The following is a 25,420-nucleotide window of genomic DNA, read 5'->3' on the forward strand; positions in this document are numbered from 1 at the left end:
GACCCGCGATCGTCACACGGCGGTGCCGGTCACCGTCGTGCCCGTGCGCTCCAGCGTGTACGTCACCTTCTCACCGCTCCAGAAGTGGAAGGTCAGCGTCACCGTCGAACCGTCCCTGACCTCGGCGAAGAACGCGGCCGGCAGCGTGATCGTGCCGTTCGCCGTGTCCGGCACGAAGGCGGCACCGTACTCCTTGAACGACGTCCAGTTCTGCGGCCCGGCGAACGTGCCGTCGTCGTACACGGCCTCCATGGTCGCCAGCCGATCACCGTTGAACGCTGCCGGCACCACGAGTGACTGCGTCGTGCCGGTGGCGTCCTGCAGGACAGCGGTGTCGTACGTGATGACGTACACCGACCAGGGGACGCCCCGGGAGAACCGGAGCGTGAGTTCGGCGTTCACCCCGTACTCGCGGTCCTCCGTGAGGCGGCGGAGCGTGGCGGCCCGGAGGGTGAGCCGGTCGCCGGCCACGGTGTAGTCGCGCCCGGGGGCGAGCCGGTCGTGCCCCGCGCGCACCCCGGTGAGACGGTTGCCGTTGCGGTCGAGCGTGATCGTCGTGTCCGGCGGCTCCCCGTCGCGCGGGACGAACACCTGGTCGGTCGACGCCGTGGACGACGCGACGTGCCAGCTCGACCTGATCTGCCGGAACAGGCTCGGGTCCCTCCAGGTGAACGCGGTGCGGTCGAAATGCTGTCCGTTGTCCCACAGCATCGTGGTGAGCTGCCGCTGCCTCGCGTACGTGCCGAGGAACTCGAAGAACTTCAGCTTCTCGCCCTGCTCGATCGCGCTCGTGCTCCGGTCGAAGCCGAGCAGCCCGTACTCACCGACGATCACCGGGACGCCGGCGGCGACGAACGTGTCGTGGACCCGGTCGAAGGTGTCCGTCAGGTCCTGGCGCGTCGTCGCGTCGAAGCGGGTGGTGCCGGCGATGTTCACGCTGAACGGCCAGTAGCCGTAGAAGTGGACTGTCGCGACGAGATGGGGGTCGTCCAGCGCCGCGAACGTGGCGGCCAGTTCGTCGAGCCGTGCTTGCTCGGGGGAGGAGTGGAGGGTGGGCAGGACGAGGAGACGTGTGGCGTTCGCGCCGCCGGATTCCCGGACGAGCCCGTGGAACACCGTGTTCAGCTCGTCCATCAGCACGGCGTTCTGCGCGTCACCGGAACTTCCCTCGAATGTCGGCTCGTTGATGCTCTCGAACAGCAGCTCACGCGGAGCGTCGCGGAACGCGTCGGCGATCTGCTCCCACGTCCGGGTGAAGCGTTCGATGACCGCGTCGTGCCGGGTCGGGAGATCCTTGACCCACTGCCAGGAGTCGTGATGGACGTTGAGGAGGACGTAGAGCCCCTCGTCCAGCGCCCAGCCGACGACCTCACGGACGCGCTCCAGATACGCTGCGTCGATGGTCCACTCCGGCGCGCCTCCCTGGTGTTGCCCCCAGGTCACCGGGATGCGGACGCTGCGGAAACCCTGCTCCCTGACATTGCTGAGCAGTTCGCGGGTGACCCTCGGATTCCCCCACGAGGTCTCGTCGGCACCGGTGGCGTCGAAGGTGTTGCCGAGGTTCCACCCGGGCTGCATGTCGGCGACGACGGCCCGGGCCGACGAGGGCCGCGCCCGCCCGGCCTCGGCGGCCACGGCGGTGGGCGGCAGAGCGGCGAACACCCCGACGAGGGCGAGCAGAACGGCGAGGGCGGTCAGCGCCCCGCGTGAACGGCTTCTCACGGTGGTCCCTTTCGATCAACGGCGGGGAAGCGCTCCCATGACCGCCGGGGATGCTAACGATCGAACGCCGTTCCCAGAAGACACCGCGCGTGTCAGTGGCTGCGCGTACCGTGTGGCCAGCGCAGCGCGATCGACGCGACAAGGCGACCACGAGGGGGGCCGGTGCGGGCTCAGGAGATCACGTTCCTCAAGCTCGTCCAGGGCGAGAAGCAGTTCCAGGTGCCGCTGTACCAGCGCACTTACAGCTGGGGCCGACCGCAATGGGACAGGCTGTGGGACGACATCGGTGAGTTGGTGGAGCAGCACCTCAGCGGGGAGAGCCCTGCGCCGCATTTTCTCGGGTCCGTCGTTCTCGCTCCTGGCCGTCTGCAAGCGGGGGGAGTGCAGCGCTGGCTCGTAGTGGACGGCCAGCAGCGTCTGACGACGTTGATGCTGGCCTTCGCCGCTTTGCGGGACCACCTGAAACATGTCGGGGATGCCCGTGCCGCGGACCGTGTACACCGCCAGGTGCTGGTCAACGAGTTCCATGAAGGGCTGGACCACTACCGGTTGCTCCCAACCCAGGCCGATCGCGATGCGTTCGCCGCGTGTGTGGCGGCCACCCCGGAGGCCGGCGGCGGGGACACGGTGGGAGCTGCGTATCGCTTCTTCCTGGGAGCCTTCGCCGAGGGCCGCACCAACGGCCGGGAAGGCTGGGAGACCGCTGTCGAGACCGTCCTCAAGGATCTGCTCTCGATCGTCGAGATCACCGCGGAGGCCGGTGACAACGTGTACCGGATCTTCGAGTCCATCAACAACACGGGAGTCGGGCTCAGCCAGAGTGATCTCCTGCGGAACTACGTGTTCATGCTCCTGCCCACGCGGGGCGAGCGTGTGTACCGGGAGTTGTGGCTGCCGATGCAGCAGCGACTCGGGCCGAAGAATCTCGACCTGCTGGTATGGCTCGACCTGGTGGTGCGTGGACACAGCAAGGCCAACAAGGGCGATGTGTATCGTCAGCAGCAGAAGGGACTCGAACCCCTGGCCGGGGACGAGACTGCCCTTGAGCAGGAGATCGCACGGCTTTTCGAGCACGCCGGGCGACTGCTGCGCATCCTGGAACCGGAGCGCGAGCCCGTTCCGCGTTTGCGCGCGGCCCTCCGGCGGCTCGACGCGTGGGGCGGACGCATCCACTACCCCCTGGCGCTTCACCTGCTCACCCTGGTCGACGAGGGGACGACCGATCCGGACGAGGCCGCGCAGGCCCTGGAGTTCGCCGAGTCGTACCTCGTCCGCCGAATGATCTGTCAGGTTCCGACGAACAATCTGAACCGGATCTTCATGGAGGCCCCCAGGGAGTTGGAGCGCGACCGCTCCGCGGCCGAGGCCGTGCGCCGCTTCCTCTCCGGACGCCGCCGCAACTGGCCGACGGATGAGGAACTGAGGGACGCGGTCCGTCACAAGCCCTTCTACTGGGGAGGGCAGCCGGGTCACCGCCGGCATGTGCTGCGCCGACTGGAGGAGAGCTACGGCGCGAGTGAGCCGGTGGACTTCGAGGCGGCGCGACTCACGGTCGAACACGTCCTTCCTCAGCACCCCGCACAGTCCTGGTACGACCTGCTGGGTGAGGAGACGGACGAGGGGCAGACCCCGCAGGAGCTTCACGACGCACTGGTCCACACTCTGGGCAACCTCACGCTCACGGGAGAGAACAGCAAGCTCTCCAACCATCCTTTCCGCCGCAAGCAGGAGATCCTCGATTCAAGCGCCCTGCGGATGAACCAGGAGATCGCCGCTGCGAGCCGCTGGGGCAAGGCGGAGATCCTCGACCGCGCCGACAGGCTCACCGACCGTGCGGTCCGCCTGTGGCCGGGGCCCGTGGGAGTGGTCCGTGCGACGGGTGAGGAGTGGCACGGCTGGGCCGATCTTCGGGCAGCCCTCGTCGCCATGCCGAGCGGGACCTGGACCACCTTCGGCGATATCGCCGAGCTCATCGGTACTCACGCCGTGGCCGTCGGCAATCACCTCGCCGCGTCACCGGGTGTCATCGCGGCCTACCGTGTTCTCACGGCGGACGGGCGTGTCCCGTCGGGCTTCCGCCGGCCGGACGGCAGGACGGATGACCCCGCACAGCTCCTGGCGGACCAGGGAATCGCCTTCGGCCCAGCAGGACGTGCTCACCGCTCCCACCGGCTGGTGGCCGCGGAACTCGCCACCCTGATCGGCCGGGACGTCCCCCATGACGCTGCCCACCCCGCACTCCCGGACCCGGAACGGGCCGCAGCGGCGCACCGATTCGAGGCCCAGCTCAAGGAGAACCAGGCCGAGGCGGCCGACGGTGTCCTCGCGATGCTCGAGTTCTGGGAGCGGCAGGGCGGCCACCGCGAATGCGGCCGCCATGAGGAGACGAGTTGTTTCCCGACACTCGGGGTGGCACTCACCGGGCGGCCGAACGCGCTGTGGCCGATGGCCGTCTACCCGGTGTCGGGCACGGTCGAGGTTGTCTTCCAGCATTTGAAGAGGCGCAGCCCGTTCGATGACGTCGAGCAGCGGCGTGAGCTGATGCACCGCCTCAATGAGGTCGAGGGCATCAACCTCGTCGAGGGCAAGCTGGAACTGCGGCCATCGTTCCCGCTGTCCGTCTTCGCACGGCACAGTGAGCAGATCTGTGCCGTGTTGGAGTGGTTCGTGCATACTGCTGCCCTGCAGCGCGTGCAAGGGCACTGAGCGGCAAGCCGCGGCGCGGTACCCAGGGGGCGTACGCCCCCAATGGGACCCGCCCGGTCCTGGACGCGGCCGTCCGAGCAGGGTGCTCGTCGCCACGGGCGGGGGAGAGGGTGCCCCGCTCGTGGCGGGGCTTGCGCGCTGTCCGTGCTCTTACGGGACCTCGGAGAGCCCCTGGCAGCAGAAAAACCCCAGGTCGACTGGGGTTTTCAGTGAGTGTCCGAGGGGGGACTTGAACCCCCACGCCCTTAAACGGGCACTAGCACCTCAAGCTAGCGCGTCTGCCATTCCGCCACCCGGACGAGGTGTGCGCGCGACCTGTGGGGTCGCGGTGACATGGGCAACCATACCAAGTCCCGCGTGGTGTCCGCGCCGCGATTCCCTCCCTGTGCCGGTCAGCTCGCCAGCTCGGAGGAGGACGTACCCAGCGCCTTCAGCCAGGACGGGCCGCTGAGCAGTTCCAGGAGCAGCAGGAGGCGGGTCAACGGGTCCCACTCGGGGTCGTCCTGCGCCGGGCCGGTGCCGTTGTCGTCGGCCGGCTGCTCCGAGAGCAGCGCCCACACGGCCTTGCCGTGGCGGTCCGGTGTGGTCCAGCCCCAGTTCGCGGCGAGAGAGGCGAGGACATGCAGCCCGCGGCCCGATTCGCGCAGGAAGTCGGGCTCCTTGAGGCGGGGGGCGTCGCGGCCGGGGTCGAAGACGGCGCACAGGACCGCCTGTTCGCAGTGGACCAGGCTGAGGAGGAACGGCTGGTCCACCGTCGCCGGGGGCATCGGGCGGTGGCCGACGCTCACCGGGCGGCCGTAGCGGACGGCGTTCGTCACCAGCTCGGAGACGATCACCGAGGCGTCGTCGACCAGGGATCCGAGCCCCCAGCCGCGCAGGGTGCGTGACGTCAGGCGGCGCGCCTCACCGGCCGAACCGGCGGTACAGGCCAGCGGGAAGGTCACGAAGCCTGCCGCGTCCACGACCCCTCTGGGAGCTGGTGCCATCACGTGGGGCGCCGTTGCTGCGAACGGAAGAGCTGGCATGACGACCTCCGCGACGTGCTGGGACCGCCCTGGGGCGGCGGCTCCGCTAAGTCCATCCTCAACCCACACAGCGTATCGCTGCAAGTACATCGTAAAGAACGAATGCAAGAACGCCTGCAAGGACGGATGCAAGAACATCTGCAAGAACAGATGCAAGAACGCCGGGAGTTGGGGCAGAATCCACGCAGTGGCCGTCCGCCCGCTGTGCGGGCGGCGGTCGTGTCGACGGAAGGTAGGAGTGCATATGCCGCAGCTCGTCAACGGTGTGCCGGCCGGCCGGATCGAGGGTGCCGCCTGGCGCAAGAGCGCACGCAGCAACCCGAACGGCAACTGCGTCGAGGTCGCGGCCCTGCCCGGCGGGGATGTCGCCGTGCGCAACTCCCGGGACCCCCAGGGGCCGGCGCTCATCTACACCCGCGCGGAGATGACGGCGTTCGTCCTCGGCGCGAAGGACGGCGACTTCGACGACCTCGTGGACCGGGGCTGACCGTTACGCCCTGAGTTGCCCGGGAGCAACTGTACGCCCGGCTCGAACAGTGCAACACTGGGCGCGAATTCAACACTCAGGGGACAACGCTCATGGCGCCAGTTCAGCCAGGTCAGGCCTCTTCCGTGCGGGACCTCCTCGCCCGCCCGAGGGGTGGCCCGACGGTCCTGCGGATCGTCCTCGGCACCCACCTGCGCCGCCTCCGCGAGGAGTGCCACATCAGCAGGGAGGCGGCCGGGGAGGCCATCCGTGCCTCGCACGCGAAGATCAGCCGCCTCGAACTGGGCCGGGTGGGCGCGAAGGAGCGCGATGTCGCCGACCTCCTGACGCTCTACGGAGTGGACGACGAGCCGCGTCGCGGCCAGCTCATCGCGCTCGCCCGGCAGGCCGGCACGCCCGGCTGGTGGCAGAAGTACAACGACGTCCTGCCGAGCTGGTTCGAGACGCTCATCGGTCTCGAGGAGGCGGCGTCGGTCATCCGCACCTATGAGGTGCAGTTCGTCCCGGGGCTCCTCCAGACCCCCGACTACGCCAGGGCGTGCATCCGCCTCGGCCATCCCCGCGCCGGCGAGCGCGAGATCGAGCGCCGGCTCGAACTGCGCATGGAGCGGCAGAACCTCCTCTTCAAGGAGGACGCGCCGAAGCTCTGGGCCGTGGTGGACGAGGCGGCGCTGCGGCGTCCCCTCGGCGGCAAGCGGGCGATGCGGGAGCAGCTCCGCCACCTCCGCGAGGTCGCGGACCAGCCGAACATCACCCTGCAGATCGCGCCGTTCCGCATGGGCGGTCTCGCGGCGGCGGGCGGGCCGGTCACCATCCTGCGGTTCTCCGAGCCCGACCTGCCGGACATCGTCTATCTCGAACAGCTCAACAGCGCCCTGTACCTGGACAAGCGCGATGACGTCGAGGACTACCTCGCCGTCATGGACAGCCTGTGCGCGACCGCGGAACCCCACCGGAAGACCGGGGTGTTCCTCGATCAGCTCCGCCTGCTCGACAGCCTGAAGGACGAGGAGACGGACTGATCTCCACGCCGGCCGGGCGCGGGGTCATCCCGGCACGTGGGCGTCCAGCCAGGCGATGAGGTCCTCCTCGACCTCGGCGCTGTTGGTCTCGTTGAGGATCTCGTGGCGGGCGCCCGGGTAGGCCCGCCACGTCAGGTCGCGTGTGCCCGCGTAGCGGAAGTCCTCCAGCAGTTCGTAGACCAGGGTCATGCCGCTGTGGCACGGGTCCTGGTCGCCCACCGCCATGTGCACGGGCAGGCCGGGGGGCACGCGTGCCTGGCGGGCCGGGTCGTTGATCGTCCGCACACCCAGCACCCAGTCGAGGGCGAGGCCCGCACTGAACGGGAAACCGCAGTCCTCGTCGGCGACGTACCGGTCCACCTCGGCCTCGTCGCGCGACAGCCACTCGAAGCCGGTCCGGTGCGCGTAAGGGGCGTTGAAGGACGCGAACAGGTCGCCGACGAACGACGATGCGGCCGACCGGCCCCCGACCTCGATCTCCTCCCGGAGCCGCTGGATCGCCCCTTCCGTCTCGCAGCCCGGCAGGGAGCGGAAGGTCCCCGACAGGATGAGCCCCGCGAGCGTATCGCCGTACGTCTGTGCGAAGTCCCTGGCGAGCTGGGACCCCATGCTGTGGCCGAGCATCACCAGGGGAACGCCCGGCAGGTCCGCGCGGGCGCGGGCCGCGACGGCCGCGAGGTCGGTGACGACGGCCCGCCATCCGGAGTCGCCCACGACGCCCCGGCCGCCGGTGCGGGGCGCGGTCGCGCCGTGACCGCGGTGGTCGGACGCCACGACCGCGTAACCGCGGGCGGCGAGCCCGCGGGCGAACCGGTCGTAGCGCCGGGCGTGCTCGGCCGCGCCGTGCACGATCTGCACCCAGGCGCGGGGCGGCGCCGCGGAGGGGAGCCAGGTGTAGGTGGCGATCGGCACGCCGTCGGGGGCCGGCGTGACGCCGGCGCGCATGCGCCCGGCCGGTCCGTCCCCTGCGGTGCGCGCGCTGTCCTCGGTCATCGCTGCGTCACTCCTCGTCGAGTCCGGGGGAGAGTGCGGCAAGTATCGTGCGATCGGCCCGCGGTGTCGCGCGGGAGTGATGAGGAAGGATCGGGGTGGTTCCGTGAGCGGGTCCGGGAGCCGGGTCACAGTCGTCGGCGAGGTCCTGGTGGATCTCCTGTGGCGTGCGGGCGAAACGGAACTCCGCGCCGTCCCGGGCGGCAGCCCCGCCAATGTCGCGGTCGGCCTGCACCGTCTCGGCCGCCCGGTCACGCTCCTCACGGCGTGGGGCGACGACGCGCCCGGCGTCGTGGTGGCCGAGCACCTGGCGGGCATCGGCGTGGACGTGCGGCGCGTGCCGTCGGGCACCGACCGCACACTGCTCGCCCTGGCACACCTGGACGGGGACGGCGGTGCGACCTACGACTTCCTGGGGGGCTGGGACCCGCGGGAACTGTCCGTGCCCGGTGACACCGCGGTGCTCCACACCGGTTCGCTCGCCGTCGTGGTCCAGCCGGGTGCCGACCGGGTGCGGGAGCTGTGCCGCACCCTGCGGCGCGGCGGCACGACGGTCGTCGCCGACCTGAACGTGCGGCCCGCCGTCCAGCCGGACCGGGACGCCTACCGCGCGGCGTGCCGCGATCTCGCCGGTTCGGCGGACGTGCTCAAGGCCAGCGAGGAGGACCTGGCGTGGCTGTTCCCCGGCCTCGCGCCCGCGGACGCCGCGCGGGAGCTGCTCGCCGAGGGACCCCGGCTCGTCGCCGTCACGCTCGGCGCGGAGGGCGCGATCGGCGTCACGGCGGCGGACGAGGTGCGCGTGGCGGCGCCGCGGGTCCGCGTCGTGGACACGGTGGGCGCCGGCGACACGTTCCAGGCGGCCCTGCTCGACGCGGTCGCCGAGCAGGGCGGCCCGCCACGGGGGCCGGAGGCCCTGACGGCCGTGCTCACGCGGTGCGCGAGGGCCGCCGCGATCACGTGCACCCGGCCGGGGGCCGACCCGCCCACCCGGGCCGCCCTCGGCGCCTGACGCCGTCCGCCGGCACGTCAGGCTTCCGCCTCGTCCTCCAGACGGAAACCGACTTTCAGGCCCACCTGGAAGTGCGCCACGCGCCCGTCCTCGATGTGCCCGCGCACCTGCGTCACCTCGAACCACTCCAGCATCCGCAGGGTGCGGGACGCGCGGTCGACCGCGTTGCGGACGGCGTCGTCCACACTCTCGGTGGACGACCCGACGATCTCCGTCACCCGGTAGATGTGTTCGCTCACGATGGCCTCCCGGAAGCTGTCGTCACCGACACCGCTCCTCCACCGTGCACCCGCGGCGTCCCATCCGCGACCTCGGCCGCCGTCCCGCGGGGCACGCGATGCTACCCTCGCTGCGGGCCGTGACTGGCGCGTCGAAGATGGACAACCATCGGGGAGCGGCCCCCGCCGAGCGATGAGGAGCCGTGCGCCTGGGCCGTCGCGACTCACCTCTGGAGGCCCCGCAGTGACCGCAGATTCCACGACATCCGCCACGGCGTCCACGGCGTTCCGCAGCAGCCTGGACGTGATCCGCGGTGTCGAGCCGAGGATCGCCGACGCCATCGGCCGCGAGATCGAGGACCAGCGTGCCTCGCTCAAGCTCATCGCCAGTGAGAACTACGCCTCCCCGGCGGTGCTCCTCACCATGGGCAACTGGATGAGCGACAAGTACGCCGAGGGCACCGTCGGCCGCCGCTTCTACGCGGGCTGCCGGAACGTCGACACCGTCGAGTCGGTGGCCGCCGAGCACGCGCGCGAGCTGTTCGGCGCCCGGCACGCCTACGTCCAGCCGCACTCCGGCATCGACGCGAACCTCGTGGCGTTCTGGGCCGTTCTCGCCGCCCGGGTGGAGAGCCCGGCGCTGGAGCGCGCCGGTGTCCGGCAGGTCAACGACCTGACCGAGGCCGACTGGTCCGCGCTCCGCCGCGAGCTGGGCAACCAGCGCATGCTCGGCATGTCCCTGGACGCGGGCGGTCACCTGACGCACGGCTTCCGGCCCAACATCTCCGGGAAGATGTTCGACCAGCGGTCGTACGGCACGGACCCGGAGACGGGGCTCCTCGACTACGACCGGGTGCGCGAGGCGGCGCGCGAGTTCCGTCCGCTGATCCTCATCGCCGGGTACTCCGCCTACCCGCGCCGGGTCAACTTCCGCATCATGCGGGAGATCGCCGACGAGGTGGGGGCCACGCTCATGGTGGACATGGCCCACTTCGCCGGCCTGGTGGCGGGCAAGGTCCTCACCGGTGACTTCGACCCGGTGCCGCACGCCCAGATCGTCACCACCACGACCCACAAGTCCCTGCGCGGCCCGCGCGGTGGCATGGTGCTGTGCGACGACTCCCTCGCGGACCAGGTGGACCGCGGCTGCCCGATGGTGCTCGGCGGTCCGCTGCCGCACGTCATGGCGGCGAAGGCCGTGGCCCTCGCGGAGGCGCGGCAGCCGGAGTTCCAGGACTACGCGCAGCGCGTCGTGGACAACGCCCGCGCCCTCGCCGAGGGGCTGATGCGGCGCGGCGCGCGCCTGGTCACCGGCGGCACCGACAACCACCTGTGCCTGATCGACGTGTCCGGCTACGGGCTCACCGGGCGCCAGGCGGAGGCGGCCCTCCTCGACGCCGGCATCGTGACCAACCGCAACGCCATCCCGCGCGACCCGAACGGCGCCTGGTACACCTCGGGCATCCGCATCGGCACGCCGGCGCTCACGACCCGGGGCCTGACCACCGATGGCATGGACGAGGTCGCCGCTCTCATCGACACCGTGCTCTCGCGCACGAAGCCCGGCACGGCCAAGAGCGGTGCCGCCTCCAAGGCGACCTATGTGCTGGAGGAGGGGGTCGCCGAGCAGGTCGCCGACCGCGCCGCGGACCTTCTCGCCAAGCACCCGCTGTACCCGGGTATCGACCTGAGCTGAGCGGCGTGTCTCCCTTGCAGCACACCACTCCGGCCGGCGAGGACGAGGCCGTGGCCGTGCAGCTGAGGCTGCGCGAGGCCACCGTCCTCGACTCGTCCGGACCGGCTCCCGGGCTGGCCGGCACCCTCGTGGCCGGGGTGGACGTCGCCTACGACGACGGCAGGGACCTCGTGGTGGCCGCCGCCGTGGTCCTCGACGCGGTGACCCTCACCGTGGTCGAGAGCGCCACGGCGGCGCGGGCCGTCCCGTTCCCCTATCTGCCGGGCCTGCTCGCCTTCCGCGAACTGCCCGCCGTCCTGGACGCCCTGGGTGCCCTGCGGCACACTCCCGACCTCGTGGTCTGCGACGGTTACGGTGTCGCGCATCCACGGCGTTTCGGGCTCGCCTGCCACCTGGGGGTCCTCACGGGGTTGCCCGCGATCGGGGTGGCGAAGACCCCGTTCCTCTTCCGGTACGGGCCACCGGGGCCACGGCGCGGTGACGCGGCTCCGCTGCTGGACGGTGACGAGGAGGTCGGCCGCGCCCTGCGCACCAGAGACGGGGTGAAGCCCGTCTTCGTGTCCGCCGGGCACCGCACGACGCTCGCCGACGCGTGCGCCCACACCCTGCACCTCACGACGCTCGGCTACCGGCTGCCCGAGACGACGCGGGCGGCCGACCGGCTGTGCCGGCAGGCCCTGCGCGACGCCTGAGCCACCGCCCCGGCCGCCGCCGGCCCGTGTGTTGATCCCCGCAGTGCTGCCCATGGCGCGGTCCCCTTCCTGCTACATCACTTACGGTGACCAACGTAGCCACCATCGTCACCGTGCGCAACGCTTCGCTCGTTTTTCACTCCGGAGAGTGATGAACGTGCTCGGAGTCGCCGCCTGCGGCACGCGCGGCCTTCCCCCGGCTCTCCAGCAGGCCGTGGAACGTGACGGCCTCCCCCTCGGCCCCGGTCGCGTCCCGTTCCCGCAGCCCCGCGATGTACGCACGCGTGGCGTCCGTGACGTAGTGATCCGGCCCCAGTGCCCGCACACAGTCCGCCAGCAACGCGTCGAACGCGGGAAGCCCCGACGCCGGATCGCCGTCGACATGGCTCCGCATCTCGGCCAGGCATCCCCGGATCATCAGGGTGGCGAAGTGCTCGGGACTCCAGATCCGCCGGCCCGCGGTCAGCACCCGCTCGTACGTCGCGGCCGAACGCGCGTATTCCTTCGCCTGTGCGAGCAGCCCCGCGTAAGTGGTGCGAGCGACAAGGGTCTCCATGTGGTCAGGCCCGAGCAGCCGCTGGTAGTCCTGCAACAGCTCCCCGTACGCAGCGGCCGCCCCCGCCGGATCTCCGGCCTCTCCCCGCGCGGTGAGCACTCGGCCGCGCACATCGAGTGTCCTCGGATGCTCCGGACCGAGTACCCGCAGGTGGTCGGCGAACAGCTCCTCGTGGTCCGCGACCGCATCGGCCGGGTCCGCGTCCTCGCTCCGCAGGTCGGCCAGGGTGCCGCGGGCGCGCAGGGTCTCGGGATGGTCAGGACCCAGAACCCGCCGCCGCACGTCGATCAAGTCCTCGTAGGCCGCCGCGGCCCCCGCCGTGTCACCCGCCGCGCGCCGGTTCTTCGCGACCACCTGCAGGGCGTGCAGCGTCTCCGGATGCGTCGGCCCCAGCACACGCCTGCAGGCGCCGAGCACGTCCTCGGCCTCCGGGACGGCTCCGTCCGGGGCATCGGCCTCGCTCCGCCAGTCGGCCAGGTCGGCCCGTACGGCGAAGGTCTGCGGATGCTCGGGACCCAGCACGCGTACGAAGTCGGCCAGCAGACCGGCGAACTCGCGCGCCGCCGCGGCGGGATCACCGATGGCGCCTCTGATCCCCGCCAGCATGCGGCGCTGCATGAGGACCCCCGGGTCGTCCGGACCCGCGGCGGCCACCAGCTCGGGAAGCAGTTCCTCCATGGCGGCGGCGGCCCCGGCCGGGTCACTCTCCAGCAGGGCGGTCTTCCACGCCGCGATCAGGACGCGGTGGGTGATGGTGAGCGGGTGGCCCGCGCCGAGGAGCTGTTCCATGCCGGCCGCCGCTTGCTCGATCGCGGCCATCGGCCCCGCCGGATGGCCCGCCTCGCTGCGTCTCAGACCGAGGTCGAAGCGCGCTGCGGAGACGTCGATATGGTGAGGGCCGAGCACGCGCACGGAGTCGTCGAGCAGCGCCTCCAGGTCGGCGATCGCCCCGGCGGGATCTCCCGCCGCACCCCGCCAGTGCGCGAGCTGCCTCCGGACGGACAGAGCGTCGCGGTGGTCCGCGCCGATCGTCGCCAGACAGTCGGCGAGAAGTTGCTCGCACGCGGCGACGGCCCCGGCCGGATCTCCCGCGTCCCCCCGCAGATCCGCGAGCTTCATACGGACGTCCAGGGTGAGGGAGTGCGACGGCCCCAGCGCCCGCAGGCAGTCGCGCAGCAGTTCCTGGCACAGCGCGGTCGCACGCGCGGTGTCCCCCGTGTCGTTCAGCAGCTTGGCGACGTGGAAGCGGATGTCGAGGGTCTCGCGGTCCCGCGGCCCGAAGACCCGGACGCAGTCGTCGTACAGGCGGTCGTACGCGGTGAGCGCGCCCGCCCGGTCGCCGCCCTGCGCCCGCGCCGCGGCGATCTCGCGTCGCGTGTCCAGCGTCCTGGGGTCGTCGGGGCCGGCGAGGCGCAGGAAGTCGGCGAGCAGGTCCTCGTACGCCGCCACCGCGCCGGGCGGATCCCCCGCGAGCGCCAGGAAACGGACCGCGTTGCTGCGTGACGCGAGGGTACGGAGGTGGTCCGGGCCGAGGTACGCCGTGGCGGCCGAGGCGAGCCGTCGGTAGTGGGCCATCGTGGCGTTGAGCAGCCCAGCGGTGCCGAGACTCTGGCCCGCCCTCAGCAGAACGGGGTGGACGTCACCGCCCGACCACAGCAGCGCACCCCCGTGGTCCTGCAGCGCCTCGGCGTTGGCACGGAGCAACTGCCCGAAGGCGTACTCCCGCTCGGTCCGGGGCCACATCTCGTGCAGCGCGTCGGCGGCCCTTCCGACGACCACCGACTCGCGCCGGGGGCCGAGCTGTTCGCGCACGGTCCGCTGGACGAGCCCGTGCACCTGTACGGGGGCGCCGTCCGGACCGGCACTGACCAGGCTGAGCCGGTGCAGGCACCGCACGGCACCGCGCGCGTCCTCCGCGTCCACCTCCCGGCCGCCCCGGGCGGCGGCCAGGAACGCCCGTGCGGCGGCGGTCGTGTACAGGCCGGCGGGAATCCCGTTCGGACTGAGCACACTGGACAGTTCGAGGACCGGCCGGGCCAGACCCGCCGGGTTGAGCCCGTCGGCCAGCTCGATGGAGAGTGCCCAGGCCGCGGCCACGGTGAGCCGCTGCTGGTCGGGCAGGGCGGAGGCTTCCGGCAGCAGGCTGTCCAGACGGCGCGCCCGGTCGGCGAGCCTGGCCCGGTACGCGCCGCACCCCATGTCCTGGTCCAGCATGTACGCGCACGCCTGCGCGAGGGCCAGCGGCAACCGCCCGAGGTCGTCGGCCAGTTCCCCGGCCTCCGTGAGCCGGCCGGGATCACCACCGAGCCTGCGGGTCAGGTAGCCGGCCGCCTCGTCGGGCGTGAAGAGCCCCACGTCCACCAGCCCGCGCCCCTCGCCCGCCAGCGCGGCGTCCTTGCGGCGGGTGGTCACCAGGGTGGTGCCACCGGGCCGCTGCGGGGGCCACAGGCCGTGCAGGTCCCCCGGCGCGGTCACGTCGTCCAGGACCACCATCCACCGCCGGTCGGTGCGCTCCAGCCAGGCCACGAACCTGGCCGCCGCCTGGTCGGCGTCGGCGACCTGGCCGGGGCACACGTCCGCCGCCGCCTCCGCGTACACCGCCACGACGGCCTGGCGACTGGCCGCCGGCACCCACACCAGCAGGTCGAGATCGCCCCGGGCCTGCGCGATGCGCGCCCAGTGCGCGGCCAGTTGGGTCTTGCCCACACCGCCGAGACCGGTCAGGACATACGTCGTCACCGGCTCACCGGCAGGAGGATCGGCCAGGTCACCCCGATCGTGGAAGCACGCCGCCGGCGGCGGAACCACCCCGACCCGGTGCGGCCACTCGACATGGTGCGCCGGCAGGACGTACGTGTTGTGCTGGACGCCGCTGCCGATCAGCACACCCTGCGCATGGCGCAGATCGATCCTGCCTCCGGACTCGTCCTGCCCGTCCACGCGTCAGGAGAACGTGTTGTGCTGCTCGTTGTGGTCGCCGACCTGGACGCCCCTGGCATGCCGCAGATCCACCGGAGGCTCCCCGGGCCGCCCCTCCTCCCGGCCGATAGCGCGCAGCACGTCCCGCGCCGCGGCGAGGAGGCGGGCGTCATCGGCGGCCCCGGCCTCCGTCAGCGCCTCCTCCAGGGACGCCTGCCACGCCCCGGGATCGGCCGCGTGCCGGTCGAGCGTCTCCTCCGCGCCGCGGCGCCCCGCGAACAGGCGGCGGACCGACTCCCGCAGAGCCGTGTACGCGTCCTGGACCGCGGCGGAGGCCACGTCCTGCGCGGCGGCGGCGGCCCCCGCCGCCAGGGCACTCGCGATCACCATCACCGGGTCCATGTTCCCCCCACGTCGGCACGGTTGCCCCAGTATGGCCCGCGGGGTACGCCTTGGCCAGGGCACCGGCCGCGGTGGCTGTGGCCCCGCCCGCCGTCACGGTGGGACGCTTGAACCCCGGACCCGGCGGACCGGGACGACGGCGCCCGGCCGTCCGTGCCCGAGGAAGGAAGCGGACCCATGACCAGCGAGGCGTACCTGTACGACGCCCTCCGCACGCCCCGCGGACGCGGCAAGGCCGGCGGCGCGCTGCACGGCGTCAAGCCCGTCGATCTCGTCACCGGCCTCCTGCACGCCCTGCTGCGCCGCAACCCCGGGCTCGATCCGGCCGCGATCGACGACATCGTCCTCGGCGTCGTCTCCCCGCACGGCGACCAGGGCGCCGACATCGCGAAGGTCGCCGCCCTCGCCGCCGGCCTGCCCGACACCGTCGCCGGGGTGCAGGTGAACCGCTTCTGCGCCTCCGGACTCGAAGCCGTCAACACGGCCGCAGCCAGGGTCAGGGCCGGCTGGGACGACCTGATCCTGGCGGGCGGCGTCGAGTCCATGTCCCGGGTCCCGATCGGTTCGGACGGCGGCGCGTGGATGAACGATCCCATGACGAGCCTCCGCGCGGGCTACGTGCCGCAGGGCATCGGTGCCGACCTCATCGCCACCCTCGGCGGATTCGACCGCCGCGCCGTGGACGAGTACGCCGCGACCTCGCAGGAACGGGCCGCCCGCGCCTGGAAGGAGGGCCGCTTCGCCCGGTCGGTCGTGCCCGTCACCGACGGGGCCGGCCTCACCGTCCTCGACCGCGACGAGCATCCGCGGCCCGGTACGACCGCAGACAGCCTCGCCGCGCTGCCGCCCGCGTTCGCCCGTATCGGCGCCGAGGGCGGCTTCGACGCGGTCGCCCTGCAGAAGTACCACTGGCTCGAACGCATCGAGCACGTCCACCACGCGGGGAACTCCTCCGGCATCGTGGACGGCGCGGCCCTCGTCGCGGTCGGCTCGCGCGCCGCGGGCGAGCGCCACGGGCTCACCCCCCGCGCACGCGTCGTCTCCGCCGCGGTCACCGGTTCCGAGCCGACCATCATGCTCACCGGCCCCGCGCCGGCGACGGCCAGGGCACTCGCCCGCGCCGGCCTCACGATGGACGACATCGACCTCGTGGAGATCAACGAGGCGTTCGCCGCCGTCGTCCTCCACTTCCTGCGGGAGACCGGCGCCGATCCGGACCGCGTCAACGTCAACGGCGGCGCCATCGCGCTCGGCCACCCGCTCGGCGCGACCGGCGCGATGATCCTCGGCACCCTCCTGGACGAGCTGGAACGCCGCGACCTCCGCCGCGGACTCGCCACCCTGTGCGTGGGCGGCGGCATGGGCATCGCCACCGTCATCGAACGCCTCTGATCCCGACCCGAAGGACTCACCGTGCCGGAACACGACGCCCACGGAACGATCCACTGGCACCGCGACGCCGACGGCATCGTCACCCTCACCCTCGACGCCGCCCGGCTGCCGGCCGCCGTCGCGGACGCCGCGTTCGCCGACGCCCTGGGCGCCGTCACCGACCGGCTCACGGCCGAGGTCGCGACCGTCCGCGGCATTGTCATCACCTCGGCAGGCGACGCTTCCGCCGGCGGCGCCCCGGCCGAACTCCTGGCCGCAGGCCCCGAGGACGCCCGGCGCGTGTTCGACCTCGCCCGCCGCGTGACCCGCGATCTGCGCCGCATCGAGACGCTCGGCAGGCCCGTCGTCGCGGCCCTGAACGCCGGGGCCACCGGCCTCGCTCTCGAACTCGCCCTGGCCTGCCACCACCGGATCGCCGTCGACGACCCGGCCGGCCGGATCGGCCTCCCGGCGCCCGCTCTCGGCCTCATGCCGGGCGCGGGGGGCGTCGCCCGGACCGTGCGGCTCCTCGGCGTCCGAGCCGCACTGGAGACCGTCCTCCTCGACGGCCGCGCCCACCGCCCCGCCCGCGCCCTGGCGCTCGGGCTCGTGCACGAACTGGCGGCCGACCCCGACGAGATGACGAACCGCGCCCGCGCCTGGCTGAACGGTGCCCCTGACCCCCGCCAGCCCTGGGACGCCCCCGGGTACCGCATCCCGGGCGGCACACCCGGCGACCGGGCGCTCGCGGCCCGGCTGCCGTACTGGCCGGCCCTGCTGAGCGCCCGCACGGGCGGCGCCCCGGCACCTGCGCTCCGCGCGGTCCTGGCGGCCGCCGTCGAGGGCGCGCAGGTGGACTTCGACACCGCCCAGACGATCGAGTCGCGCCACTTCACCGAGGTCGCCACCGGACAGGTGGCCAGGAACATGATCCGCGCGTCGCTCGACCTGCGGGCGACCGGCCGGCGCAGCGCCCGCCCCGCCGACGTGCCCGAGCGGCCCGTCCGCCGCGTCGCCGTCGTCGGCGCGGGCACGACGGGCGCCGGCATCGCCGGGCTCGCCGCCGCAGCCGGCCTCGACGTCGTCCTCACGGACGTGACACGGGAGGCGGCGCGGCGCGGCAGGGACACGGCCGCCGCGGTGCTCGACCGCGCCGTGGCCGCGGACCGTATCGCCGGGGACGCGCGCGACGCGGCTCTCGCCCGTATCGCCGCGGCGACCGGGACCGGCGCGCTCGCCGGCTGCGACACCGTCATCGAGGCGGTCCCCGAGGACACGGACCTCAAGCGCGCGGTGCTGCGGGACGCGGAGGAGGCGGCGCCCGGCGCTCTGCTGTGCACGGGCACCGCGGTGCTCGCCGTCGCCGACCTGGCCGGGGGCCTGCGGGACGCGGCGCGCCTGGTCGGGCTGCGTCTGCCGCCCGAGGGCGGCCTCGCGGAGATCGTGCGCGGACCGGCCACGGGCGGGACGGCCCTGGCCCGCGCGTACGACCTGGCCCGGGCACTGGAGCGGACGGCCGTCGTCGTACGGGACGCCCCCGGCCCCTTCACGGCCCGGGTCGCCGGGCGTTTCATCGACGAGGGCCTCGCGCTGCTGGCTGAGGGGGTGCCCGCGCCGTCGGTCGAGCGCGCGGCTGCCCGGGCGGGCTGGGCGACGCCCCTCCTGGCGCTGCTGGACGACCTGTCGCTGCCGTCGGTCCTGGCGGCGAGGGCCGCCGCCGCGCACCGCCCGGCGGGCACCGGGTCCGGCGCCGGGGTGCTCGGCCGCATGATCGAGGAGTTCGGCCGTCCGGGCCGCGCCGCCGGTGCGGGCTTCTACGGGTACGAGGACGGGCGCCGTACGGATCTGTGGCCCGGGCTGCGCGAGCACTTCGCCCGCCCCGGCGTCGCCGTCCCCCCGGACGACCTGCGCGACCGCCTGATGATCGGCCCGGTACTTGAGGCCGTCGAGCTGCTGGAGGTGGGGGTGGTCGGTTCCGTCGCCGACGCCAACACCGCCTCGCTCCTCGGCGCCGGTTTCCCGGCCTGGACGGGCGGCGTCCTGAGCTGCGCGAACGGCTGGGACGGCGGGCTCGCCGGTTTCGCGGAGCGCGCGCGCCGGCTGGCCGACGTCCACGGGGAACGGTTCGCGCCGCCGCCCGCCCTGCTCGAACGGGCCGCCGCGGGCCGCCCGTTCGAGGACGCCGGCGGACGGACGGCGGCGGCCGCCCCGGCCCCCTGACCGCGCGGCCCGCGGAAGTCCCGGGGGCTCAGAGCGCGTCGACCGGCTCCCCGCTCACCCGGACCCAGACGCGTTTCCCCTCCGCCGTGCGCTCGAAGCCCAGTTCATCGGCCATCTCGCTCAGCAGCCACAGGCCGCGGCCCTCCTCGGCGGTCCAGTCGGGGAGGGTGACGCGCGGCACCTCCCGCGACCGGTCGTGGACCGATACCTCGACGTCGCCGCCGGTCAGGGCGAGTTCGAGGGTGCAGCGGGGATCGTCGACGTGCCGGGCGACGTTCGACAGCAGTTCGGTGACGCCGTGCAGCACGACCTCGGTGACGTGCGGGGCCTGCTGCCACTCGCGCATCGCGAGCGAGGCGAGCCTGCGGAAGCGCGCCAGGTCCTCGCGACGCGCGGTGAGCAGCCAGCTGTGGGTGAGTCGCCGGGTCCCGGTGCCCGGACTGGTGAGCGTCATCGTCCCTCCTGAATCCCGGCGGTCCGCAGTCGGTTCCGCGAGGATACGGCCGCACGTGGGGAGTTCATATCACCTCGACATGACTTCAGTTGACTGCCGATCAGTTACCGGGAGCGCCCCTGTGTCCGCCGGGCGCCGCGCGCCCGGGTCGTCGCGGCCGCGCCGTCCGGCGGATGGGGACGCGGTACGTGGGACTCCGCGCGGGCCGCACCGGTGCCGCGCCGCCCGGCGGCACCGGGACACGGGCACGCCGCGGGCGCGTCCGGGGCCGCACAGATCACCCGCAGGGCTGACGGGTACCGGGCGTGGCGCGCGGCAAGTCCCGTGCCGCTCACGTGCCCGGGCCCGCCGACCGCGTGGTGAACGGCCCGCTGTCGGCACCGCCTGTCACAATGCACAGCGCGGCGCACGGGGCGCCGGGGAAGCGGAGCGTGATCGTGACCATCGAGGACCGGATCGCCGAGGAACTTGGCGTACGGGGGGAGCAGGTGCGGGCCGCCGTCGGCCTGCTGGACGGCGGCGCCACCGTGCCGTTCATCGCCCGCTACCGCAAGGAGGTCACCGGCACGCTCGACGACGCCCAACTGCGCACGCTGGAGGAGCGCCTGCGCTACCTGCGGGAGCTGGAGGAGCGGCGCGAGGCGATCCTCCAGTCCATCCGTGCCCAGGGCAAGCTGGACGACGCCCTGGAGGCCGCCATCCGCGCCGCGGAGACGAAGGCGCGCCTGGAGGACATCTACCTGCCCCACAAGCCGAAGCGCCGCACCAAGGCCCAGATCGCGCGCGAGGCGGGTCTCGAACCGCTCGCGGACGGCCTGCTGGCCGATCCGGGCACCGAACCGCGCGCCGCCGCCGAGGGCTTCGTCGACCCGGAGCGCGGCGTCGCCGACGCCGACGCGGCCCTCCAGGGCGCGCGGGCCATCCTCACCGAGCGGTTCGGCGAGGACGCCGACCTGCTCGGCGAGCTGCGCGAGCGGATGTGGGCATCGGGCCGGCTCGTTGCCCGGGTGCGGGAGGGCAAGGAGACGGAGGGCGCGAAGTTCGCGGACTACTTCGACTTCGCCGAGCCGTTCACCGAGCTGCCGTCGCACCGGGTCCTCGCCATGTTCCGGGGCGAGAAGGAGGAGGTCCTCGACCTCGCGCTGGAGCCGGAGCCCGAGCGGGAGAACGGCGCCGACGCCGGCCCGTCGCCGTTCGAGCGGGCCATCGCGCACCGCTTCGGCATCACCGACCGCGGCAGGCCGGCCGACGCCTGGCTCGCCGAGACCGTCCGCTGGGCGTGGCGGACCCGCATCCTCGTCCACCTGGGCATCGACCTGCGGACACGGCTGCGGACCGCCGCCGAGGACGACGCGGTCGGCGTCTTCGCGGCGAACCTCCGCGACCTCCTGCTCGCCGCGCCCGCGGGCACCCGCCCCACGATGGGCCTCGACCCGGGCCTGCGGACGGGCGTCAAGGTGGCCGTGGTGGACGCCACGGGCAAGGTGGCGGCGACCGACACGATCTATCCGCACGCCCCGCAGCGCCGCTGGGACGAGGCCCTGGCGAAGCTGGCCGCCCTGGTGAAGGCGCACGGCGTCGAGCTGATCGCCATCGGCAACGGCACGGCGTCCAGGGAGACGGACAAGCTGGCCGGTGAGCTGATCGCCGCGCTGCCGGACGCCGCCCCGGCCCGGGTCGTGGTCTCCGAGGCCGGCGCCTCGGTCTACTCGGCGTCCGCCTACGCCGGGCAGGAACTGCCGGATCTGGACGTGTCGTTGCGCGGCGCGGTGTCCATCGCGCGCCGCCTGCAGGACCCGCTGGCCGAGCTTGTCAAGATCGACCCGCGGTCGATCGGCGTCGGCCAGTACCAGCACGACCTGTCGGAGGTGAAGCTGTCGCGCTCGCTCGACGCCGTCGTCGAGGACTGCGTGAACGGTGTCGGTGTCGACGTCAACACCGCGTCCGCGCCCCTGCTGGCGCGTGTCTCCGGGATCAGCGGCACCCTCGCCGAGAACATCGTGACCCACCGCGACTCCCATGGGCCGTTCCGCAGCAGGGCGGCCCTGAAGGACGTGGCCCGGCTCGGTCCGAAGGCGTTCGAGCAGTGCGCGGGCTTCCTGCGCATCCGGGGCGGCGACGACCCGCTGGACGCCTCCTCCGTGCACCCCGAGGCGTACCCGGTGGTGCGGCGCATGGTCAGCTCCACGGGCGGTGACGTGCCCTCCCTCATCGGCAACACGACGGCCCTCCGGGCGCTTCGGCCCGCGGACTTCGTGGACGGCGTGTTCGGTCTGCCGACCGTCACCGACATCCTGCGGGAGCTGGAGAAGCCGGGGCGCGACCCGAGGCCCGCGTTCCGCACCGCCCGGTTCAAGGAGGGCGTGGAGAAGATCGGCGACCTGCGGCCCGGGATGGTGCTCGAAGGTGTCGTGTCGAACGTGGCGGCGTTCGGCGCGTTCGTGGACGTCGGTGTCCACCAGGACGGTCTGGTGCATGTGTCCGCGATGGCGCGGAAGTTCGTCTCCGACCCCCGGGAGGTCGTGAAGCCGGGGGACATCGTGCGGGTCAAGGTCCTCGACGTGGACGTGCCGCGCAAGCGGATCTCGCTGACCCTGCGGCTGGACGACGAGTCCGACGCGGCCGGCGGCGGCGCCCGGAGCGGTGGGGCGAAGCGCGGTGCGCGGGAGGACCGGGGCGCTCGTGAGGCGCGCGGGGAGCGCGGTGCGCCGCGGCAGCGCGACCGCCGGGGCGGTGGCGGCCGGCGTCAGGACGGCGCCGCGCCGCCGGCGAACAGCGCGATGGCCGACGCCCTGCGCCGCGCCGGTCTCCTCCGCCCGGACGGTGGCAGGCGCTGATCCGTCGTCATCCGCCGCGCGGCGCGCGGCACCCCGCAACGGCCCGGACCGTCCCCACGGTCCGGGCCGTCGCGTATGCGAGATCACGTCGCCATGCCCCCCGATTCCCTTGCCAGACCGGCCGGTAACAACTTACGGTACCGTAACCTACGGTCTCGTAGGTAGATCCGGTAGTCCGACAGGAGCTTTCGTGACGTCACACCCCACCCCCCCGGTCAGGCCCGGCGAGTGGACCGACACCCGCCTGATCCTCGCCCTGGAGGAGGTGGTCGAACAGGAGCTGAACCGTCATCTGGGGGTCGCCAAGGACTGGATGCCCCACGAGTACGTCCCCTGGAGCGACGGACGGAACTTCGACGGTCCCCTCGGCGGGGAGCCCTGGGACCTGTCCCAGTCGAAGGTCACCGACGTGGGCCGCACCGCGCTCGTCGTGAACCTCCTCACCGAGGACAACCTGCCGAGCTACCACCGCGAGATCGCCTCGATCTTCGGCCGGGACGGTGCCTGGGGCACCTGGGTGCACCGCTGGACCGCCGAGGAGGGGCGGCACGGCATCGTCCTGCGCGACTACCTGCTGACCACCCGCGCCGTGGACCCCGTCGCCCTGGAGAACTTCCGCATGGCGCACATGTCGGAGGGCTACGAGTCCGACAACTCGCACTCCATGCTGCACTCGGTGGCCTACGTCGCCTTCCAGGAACTCGCGACCCGCATATCCCACCGCAACACCGGCCGTGAGTCCGGCGACCCGGTGTGCGACCGTCTCCTGGCGCGCATCGCCACCGACGAGAACCTGCACATGGTCTTCTACCGCAACCTCCTGCGGGCCGCGTTCGAACTCGCCCCCGACCAGACGATGTGCGCCGTCCGCGACGTGGTCGTCGGCTTCCGCATGCCCGGCCACGGCATCCCCGGCTTCGAGCGCGCGGCCGCCCGCATGGCCATCGGCGGGATCTACAACCTGCGCATCCACCACGACGACGTGATCCAGCCCGTCCTGCGCTACCTGAAGGTGATGGACATCCCCGGTCTCGGCCCCGAGGGCATGAAGGCACAGGAGGAGCTGGGCACCTTCATGACCGGCCTGGACGGCGAGGCCCGCATCCTGGACGAACGCATCGCGGCCCGCCGCGCCCGCGCCGCCGCCCGCGGCGTCAAGCCGACCCCGTGACCGCCCGCGGGAAAACCGTTTGCCGCCGTGCGGCGGCCCGTCCTACCCTGGACGTGGCCTGTCGCCGATGATTGGAGAGGCCGTTGAGGATCTGAGGTCGATGACACCGCGAGCCCCGTGGCAGGCGTGCCCCATCAGCATGCCCTCGCCCCGTGCGCCGCACGATCGACCTCGACGTGAACGGCCATCCGTCCCCGTCCTCCCCGCGATCAGCCCGTGCCCGGTCGGCCCCGACCCGGGCTCCGGTGTCTCCCCGTGACCGGAACCTTCCGCACACCACCTGGAGACCACCGTGACCGCCACGGGCACGCACATCACCGCATCCCGGCTCACCTACGCCTGGCCGGACGGCACCCCCCTGTTCGACGGGCTCGACCTCGCCGTCGGCCCGGGCCGCACCGGCCTGATCGGACTCAACGGCTCGGGCAAATCCACCCTCCTGCGCCTGGTCGCCGGCGAGCTCACCCCCGCCGCCGGCACCGTCCGCACCGCCGGTGAGATCGGCTACCTCCCGCAGAACCTCACCCTCGACACCACCCGGCGTGTCGACGAGGTCCTCGGGATCGCCGCCACCCGCGCCGCGCTCCACGCCATCGAGAACGGCGACCCGGCGGAGGAACACTTCACGGCCGTCGGCGACGACTGGGACATCGAGGAGCGCACCCGCGCCACCCTCGACCAGCTCGGCCTCGCCCACGTGGCGCTCGACCGCACGGTCGGCCAGGTGTCGGGCGGCGAGACGGTCCTGCTGCGTCTCGCCGCCCTCCTGCTGCGCCGCCCCGACATCCTGCTGCTCGACGAGCCGACCAACAACCTCGACCTCGCCGCCCGCCGCAGGCTGTGCGACACCGTGGCGGCCTGGAACGGCGTCCTCGTCGTCGTGAGCCACGACCGGGAGCTGCTGGAGCGCGTGGACCGGATCGCCGACCTGCGCGGCGGCCGGATCACCTGGTACGGCGGCCCGCTCTCCGCGTACGAGGCCGCCATCGCCGTCGAGCAGGAGGCGGCCGAGCGCGCCGTCCGCGCGGCCGGCGCCGACGTGCGCCGGCAGAAGCGGGAGCTCACCGAGGCCCACGACAGACTGGCCGGCCGCGCACGGACGGCGAAGAAGGCGCAGGGCGGCATCCCGCGCATCGTCGCCGGCGGGCTTGCCTCGTCGGCCGAGGTCAGCGCGGGGAAGCTCATCGGACGCCACCGCGAGCGTCTGGCGGAGGCCAGGGAGCGCCTCACCGAGGCCGAGGAGGCCGTCCGCGACGACGCCGAGATCCGCGTCGACCTGCCGCACACCGCCGTACCGCCGCGCCGCCGCGTGCTCACGCTGCGGGACGTGGTGGCGCGGGAGGGCGCGGAGCCGGTGACGCTGGACGTCGTCGGCCCCGAGCGGATCGCGCTCACCGGGGACAACGGCGCGGGCAAGACGACCCTCCTGGACATCGTCACGGGCGCCACCGCCCCCGCCGCGGGCACCGTGGAGGCGCACGTGCCGCTGCGCCACCTGCCGCAGCGCCTCGACATCCTGGACCCGCGCGCGAGCATCGCCACGAACGTCCGCAACCTCGCGCCGGGCACCGACCCGCAGCAGATCCGGGCGCGGCTGGCCCGCTTCCTGTTCCGCAAGGAACGCCCCGACCAGCTCGTCGGCACGCTCTCCGGCGGCGAACGCTTCCGGGCCACCCTCGCGGCCCTCATGCTCGCCGAGCCGCCGCCCCAGCTCCTGCTGCTCGACGAGCCGACCAACAACCTGGACCTCGCCGGTGTCCGCAGCCTCACGACCGCCCTGGAGTCGTACCGCGGCGCGCTGCTGGTCGTCAGCCACGACGTGCCGTTCCTCCGCGGCCTCGGCGTCACCCGCTGGCTGCGCCTGGACGGCGGGCTGACGGAGACCGACCCGCTGTGAGCGCGCTCCGCCCCGCCGCCGTCGGG

At 73.1% G+C, this 25,420-nt stretch carries 19 protein-coding genes, 2 tRNA genes and 1 riboswitch; of the genes, 11 read left to right on the forward strand and 10 right to left on the reverse strand.

What is annotated here, in order from left to right:
* Window positions 1-12 precede the first annotated feature (12 nt).
* From EMA09_RS25355 to EMA09_RS28525, 3 genes are all read right to left on the reverse strand, one after another.
* Window positions 13-1,722 (reverse strand): cellulase family glycosylhydrolase, encoded by a 1,710-nt coding sequence (locus EMA09_RS25355; protein ID WP_206306002.1) that lies wholly within the window; start codon window positions 1,720-1,722, stop codon window positions 13-15.
* 15 nt (window positions 1,723-1,737) lie between these two features.
* On the reverse strand, window positions 1,738-2,688 hold the full coding sequence (locus tag EMA09_RS29150; RefSeq protein ID WP_240796558.1) for a hypothetical protein: 951 nt from the start codon (window positions 2,686-2,688) through the stop codon (window positions 1,738-1,740).
* A gap of 31 nt (window positions 2,689-2,719) precedes the next feature.
* Window positions 2,720-2,812: transfer RNA gene (locus EMA09_RS28525), tRNA-OTHER, on the reverse strand.
* A gap of 35 nt (window positions 2,813-2,847) precedes the next feature.
* Here EMA09_RS28525 and EMA09_RS28530 point away from each other — a divergent pair.
* On the forward strand, window positions 2,848-4,428 hold the full coding sequence (locus EMA09_RS28530; RefSeq protein WP_240796559.1) for a DUF1524 domain-containing protein: 1,581 nt from the start codon (window positions 2,848-2,850) through the stop codon (window positions 4,426-4,428).
* A 214-nt stretch (window positions 4,429-4,642) separates the two neighbouring features.
* Here the strand turns inward: EMA09_RS28530 and EMA09_RS25365 are convergent.
* Window positions 4,643-4,727 (reverse strand) — tRNA-Leu (locus EMA09_RS25365).
* 93 nt (window positions 4,728-4,820) lie between these two features.
* Window positions 4,821-5,390, reverse strand: coding sequence for an ATP-binding protein (locus EMA09_RS25370; RefSeq protein ID WP_129843285.1), 570 nt, complete (start codon window positions 5,388-5,390; stop codon window positions 4,821-4,823).
* A gap of 307 nt (window positions 5,391-5,697) precedes the next feature.
* On the opposite strand from EMA09_RS25370, the gene EMA09_RS25375 reads away from it, so the two are divergent.
* Window positions 5,698-5,940, forward strand: coding sequence for a DUF397 domain-containing protein (locus EMA09_RS25375; RefSeq protein ID WP_129843286.1), 243 nt, complete (start codon window positions 5,698-5,700; stop codon window positions 5,938-5,940).
* 92 nt (window positions 5,941-6,032) lie between these two features.
* The gene (locus EMA09_RS25380) at window positions 6,033-6,962 is read left to right on the forward strand and encodes a helix-turn-helix transcriptional regulator (RefSeq protein ID WP_129843287.1); all 930 of its coding nucleotides are present in this window, start codon (window positions 6,033-6,035) and stop codon (window positions 6,960-6,962) included.
* Between the two features lie 24 nt (window positions 6,963-6,986).
* On the opposite strand, the gene EMA09_RS25385 is transcribed toward EMA09_RS25380, so the two are convergent.
* The gene (locus EMA09_RS25385) at window positions 6,987-7,907 is read right to left on the reverse strand and encodes an alpha/beta hydrolase (protein ID WP_129844253.1); all 921 of its coding nucleotides are present in this window, start codon (window positions 7,905-7,907) and stop codon (window positions 6,987-6,989) included.
* Between the two features lie 151 nt (window positions 7,908-8,058).
* On the opposite strand from EMA09_RS25385, the gene EMA09_RS25390 reads away from it, so the two are divergent.
* Complete coding sequence (locus EMA09_RS25390) at window positions 8,059-8,961, forward strand: carbohydrate kinase (RefSeq protein WP_240796560.1); 903 nt, start codon at window positions 8,059-8,061, stop codon at window positions 8,959-8,961.
* 17 nt (window positions 8,962-8,978) lie between these two features.
* Here the strand turns inward: EMA09_RS25390 and EMA09_RS25395 are convergent, their stop codons facing one another.
* A complete protein-coding gene (locus EMA09_RS25395) occupies window positions 8,979-9,200 on the reverse strand; it encodes a dodecin (protein ID WP_129843289.1) in 222 nt (73 codons plus the stop codon).
* Between the two features lie 109 nt (window positions 9,201-9,309).
* Window positions 9,310-9,401: riboswitch (ZMP/ZTP riboswitch) on the forward strand.
* Between the two features lie 22 nt (window positions 9,402-9,423).
* Here EMA09_RS25395 and EMA09_RS25400 point away from each other — a divergent pair.
* Window positions 9,424-10,875 carry a glycine hydroxymethyltransferase gene (locus EMA09_RS25400; protein ID WP_240796561.1) on the forward strand — a complete coding sequence of 484 codons (1,452 nt, stop codon included), beginning with the start codon at window positions 9,424-9,426 and terminating at the stop codon, window positions 10,873-10,875.
* Between the two features lie 5 nt (window positions 10,876-10,880).
* Window positions 10,881-11,567 (forward strand): endonuclease V, encoded by a 687-nt coding sequence (locus EMA09_RS25405; protein ID WP_129843291.1) that lies wholly within the window; start codon window positions 10,881-10,883, stop codon window positions 11,565-11,567.
* 136 nt (window positions 11,568-11,703) lie between these two features.
* Here the strand turns inward: EMA09_RS25405 and EMA09_RS25410 are convergent, their stop codons facing one another.
* Entirely contained in the window at window positions 11,704-15,063 is a 3,360-nt protein-coding gene (locus tag EMA09_RS25410) for a tetratricopeptide repeat protein (protein WP_129843292.1), read from the reverse strand.
* A 3-nt stretch (window positions 15,064-15,066) separates the two neighbouring features.
* A complete protein-coding gene (locus tag EMA09_RS25415; RefSeq protein WP_240796562.1) occupies window positions 15,067-15,432 on the reverse strand; it encodes an RIP homotypic interaction motif-containing protein in 366 nt (121 codons plus the stop codon).
* Between the two features lie 189 nt (window positions 15,433-15,621).
* Here EMA09_RS25415 and EMA09_RS25420 point away from each other — a divergent pair, with 189 nt between their 5' ends.
* The gene (locus EMA09_RS25420; protein ID WP_129843294.1) at window positions 15,622-16,836 is read left to right on the forward strand and encodes an acetyl-CoA C-acetyltransferase; all 1,215 of its coding nucleotides are present in this window, start codon (window positions 15,622-15,624) and stop codon (window positions 16,834-16,836) included.
* A 21-nt stretch (window positions 16,837-16,857) separates the two neighbouring features.
* Window positions 16,858-19,035 carry a 3-hydroxyacyl-CoA dehydrogenase NAD-binding domain-containing protein gene (locus EMA09_RS25425; RefSeq protein ID WP_129843295.1) on the forward strand — a complete coding sequence of 726 codons (2,178 nt, stop codon included), beginning with the start codon at window positions 16,858-16,860 and terminating at the stop codon, window positions 19,033-19,035.
* A 28-nt stretch (window positions 19,036-19,063) separates the two neighbouring features.
* On the opposite strand, the gene EMA09_RS25430 is transcribed toward EMA09_RS25425, so the two are convergent.
* Window positions 19,064-19,489 (reverse strand): ATP-binding protein, encoded by a 426-nt coding sequence (locus EMA09_RS25430; protein WP_129843296.1) that lies wholly within the window; start codon window positions 19,487-19,489, stop codon window positions 19,064-19,066.
* 392 nt (window positions 19,490-19,881) lie between these two features.
* On the opposite strand from EMA09_RS25430, the gene EMA09_RS25435 reads away from it, so the two are divergent.
* From EMA09_RS25435 to EMA09_RS25445, 3 genes are all read left to right on the forward strand, one after another.
* Window positions 19,882-22,326, forward strand: a complete 2,445-nt coding sequence (locus tag EMA09_RS25435; protein ID WP_129843297.1) for a Tex family protein — start codon at window positions 19,882-19,884, stop codon at window positions 22,324-22,326.
* 190 nt (window positions 22,327-22,516) lie between these two features.
* The gene (locus EMA09_RS25440; protein WP_129843298.1) at window positions 22,517-23,497 is read left to right on the forward strand and encodes an acyl-ACP desaturase; all 981 of its coding nucleotides are present in this window, start codon (window positions 22,517-22,519) and stop codon (window positions 23,495-23,497) included.
* Between the two features lie 292 nt (window positions 23,498-23,789).
* Window positions 23,790-25,394 (forward strand): ABC-F family ATP-binding cassette domain-containing protein, encoded by a 1,605-nt coding sequence (locus EMA09_RS25445; protein WP_129843299.1) that lies wholly within the window; start codon window positions 23,790-23,792, stop codon window positions 25,392-25,394.
* The last annotated feature ends 26 nt before the right edge of the window (window positions 25,395-25,420 follow it).

Source organism: Streptomyces sp. RFCAC02, assembly GCF_004193175.1.
GTDB lineage: Bacteria > Actinomycetota > Actinomycetes > Streptomycetales > Streptomycetaceae > Streptomyces.

Coding starts and splice junctions, on each gene's coding strand:
- EMA09_RS25375 (WP_129843286.1), top strand. CDS start 5,698: ATGCCGCAGCTCGTCAACGGTGTGCCGGCCGGCCGGATCGAGGGTGCC.
- EMA09_RS25380 (WP_129843287.1), top strand. CDS start 6,033: ATGGCGCCAGTTCAGCCAGGTCAGGCCTCTTCCGTGCGGGACCTCCTC.
- EMA09_RS25385 (WP_129844253.1), bottom strand. CDS start 7,907: ATGCGCGCCGGCGTCACGCCGGCCCCCGACGGCGTGCCGATCGCCACC.
- EMA09_RS25415 (WP_240796562.1), bottom strand. CDS start 15,432: ATGGTGATCGCGAGTGCCCTGGCGGCGGGGGCCGCCGCCGCCGCGCAG.
- EMA09_RS25420 (WP_129843294.1), top strand. CDS start 15,622: ATGACCAGCGAGGCGTACCTGTACGACGCCCTCCGCACGCCCCGCGGA.
- EMA09_RS25430 (WP_129843296.1), bottom strand. CDS start 19,489: ATGACGCTCACCAGTCCGGGCACCGGGACCCGGCGACTCACCCACAGC.
- EMA09_RS25435 (WP_129843297.1), top strand. CDS start 19,882: ATGCACAGCGCGGCGCACGGGGCGCCGGGGAAGCGGAGCGTGATCGTG.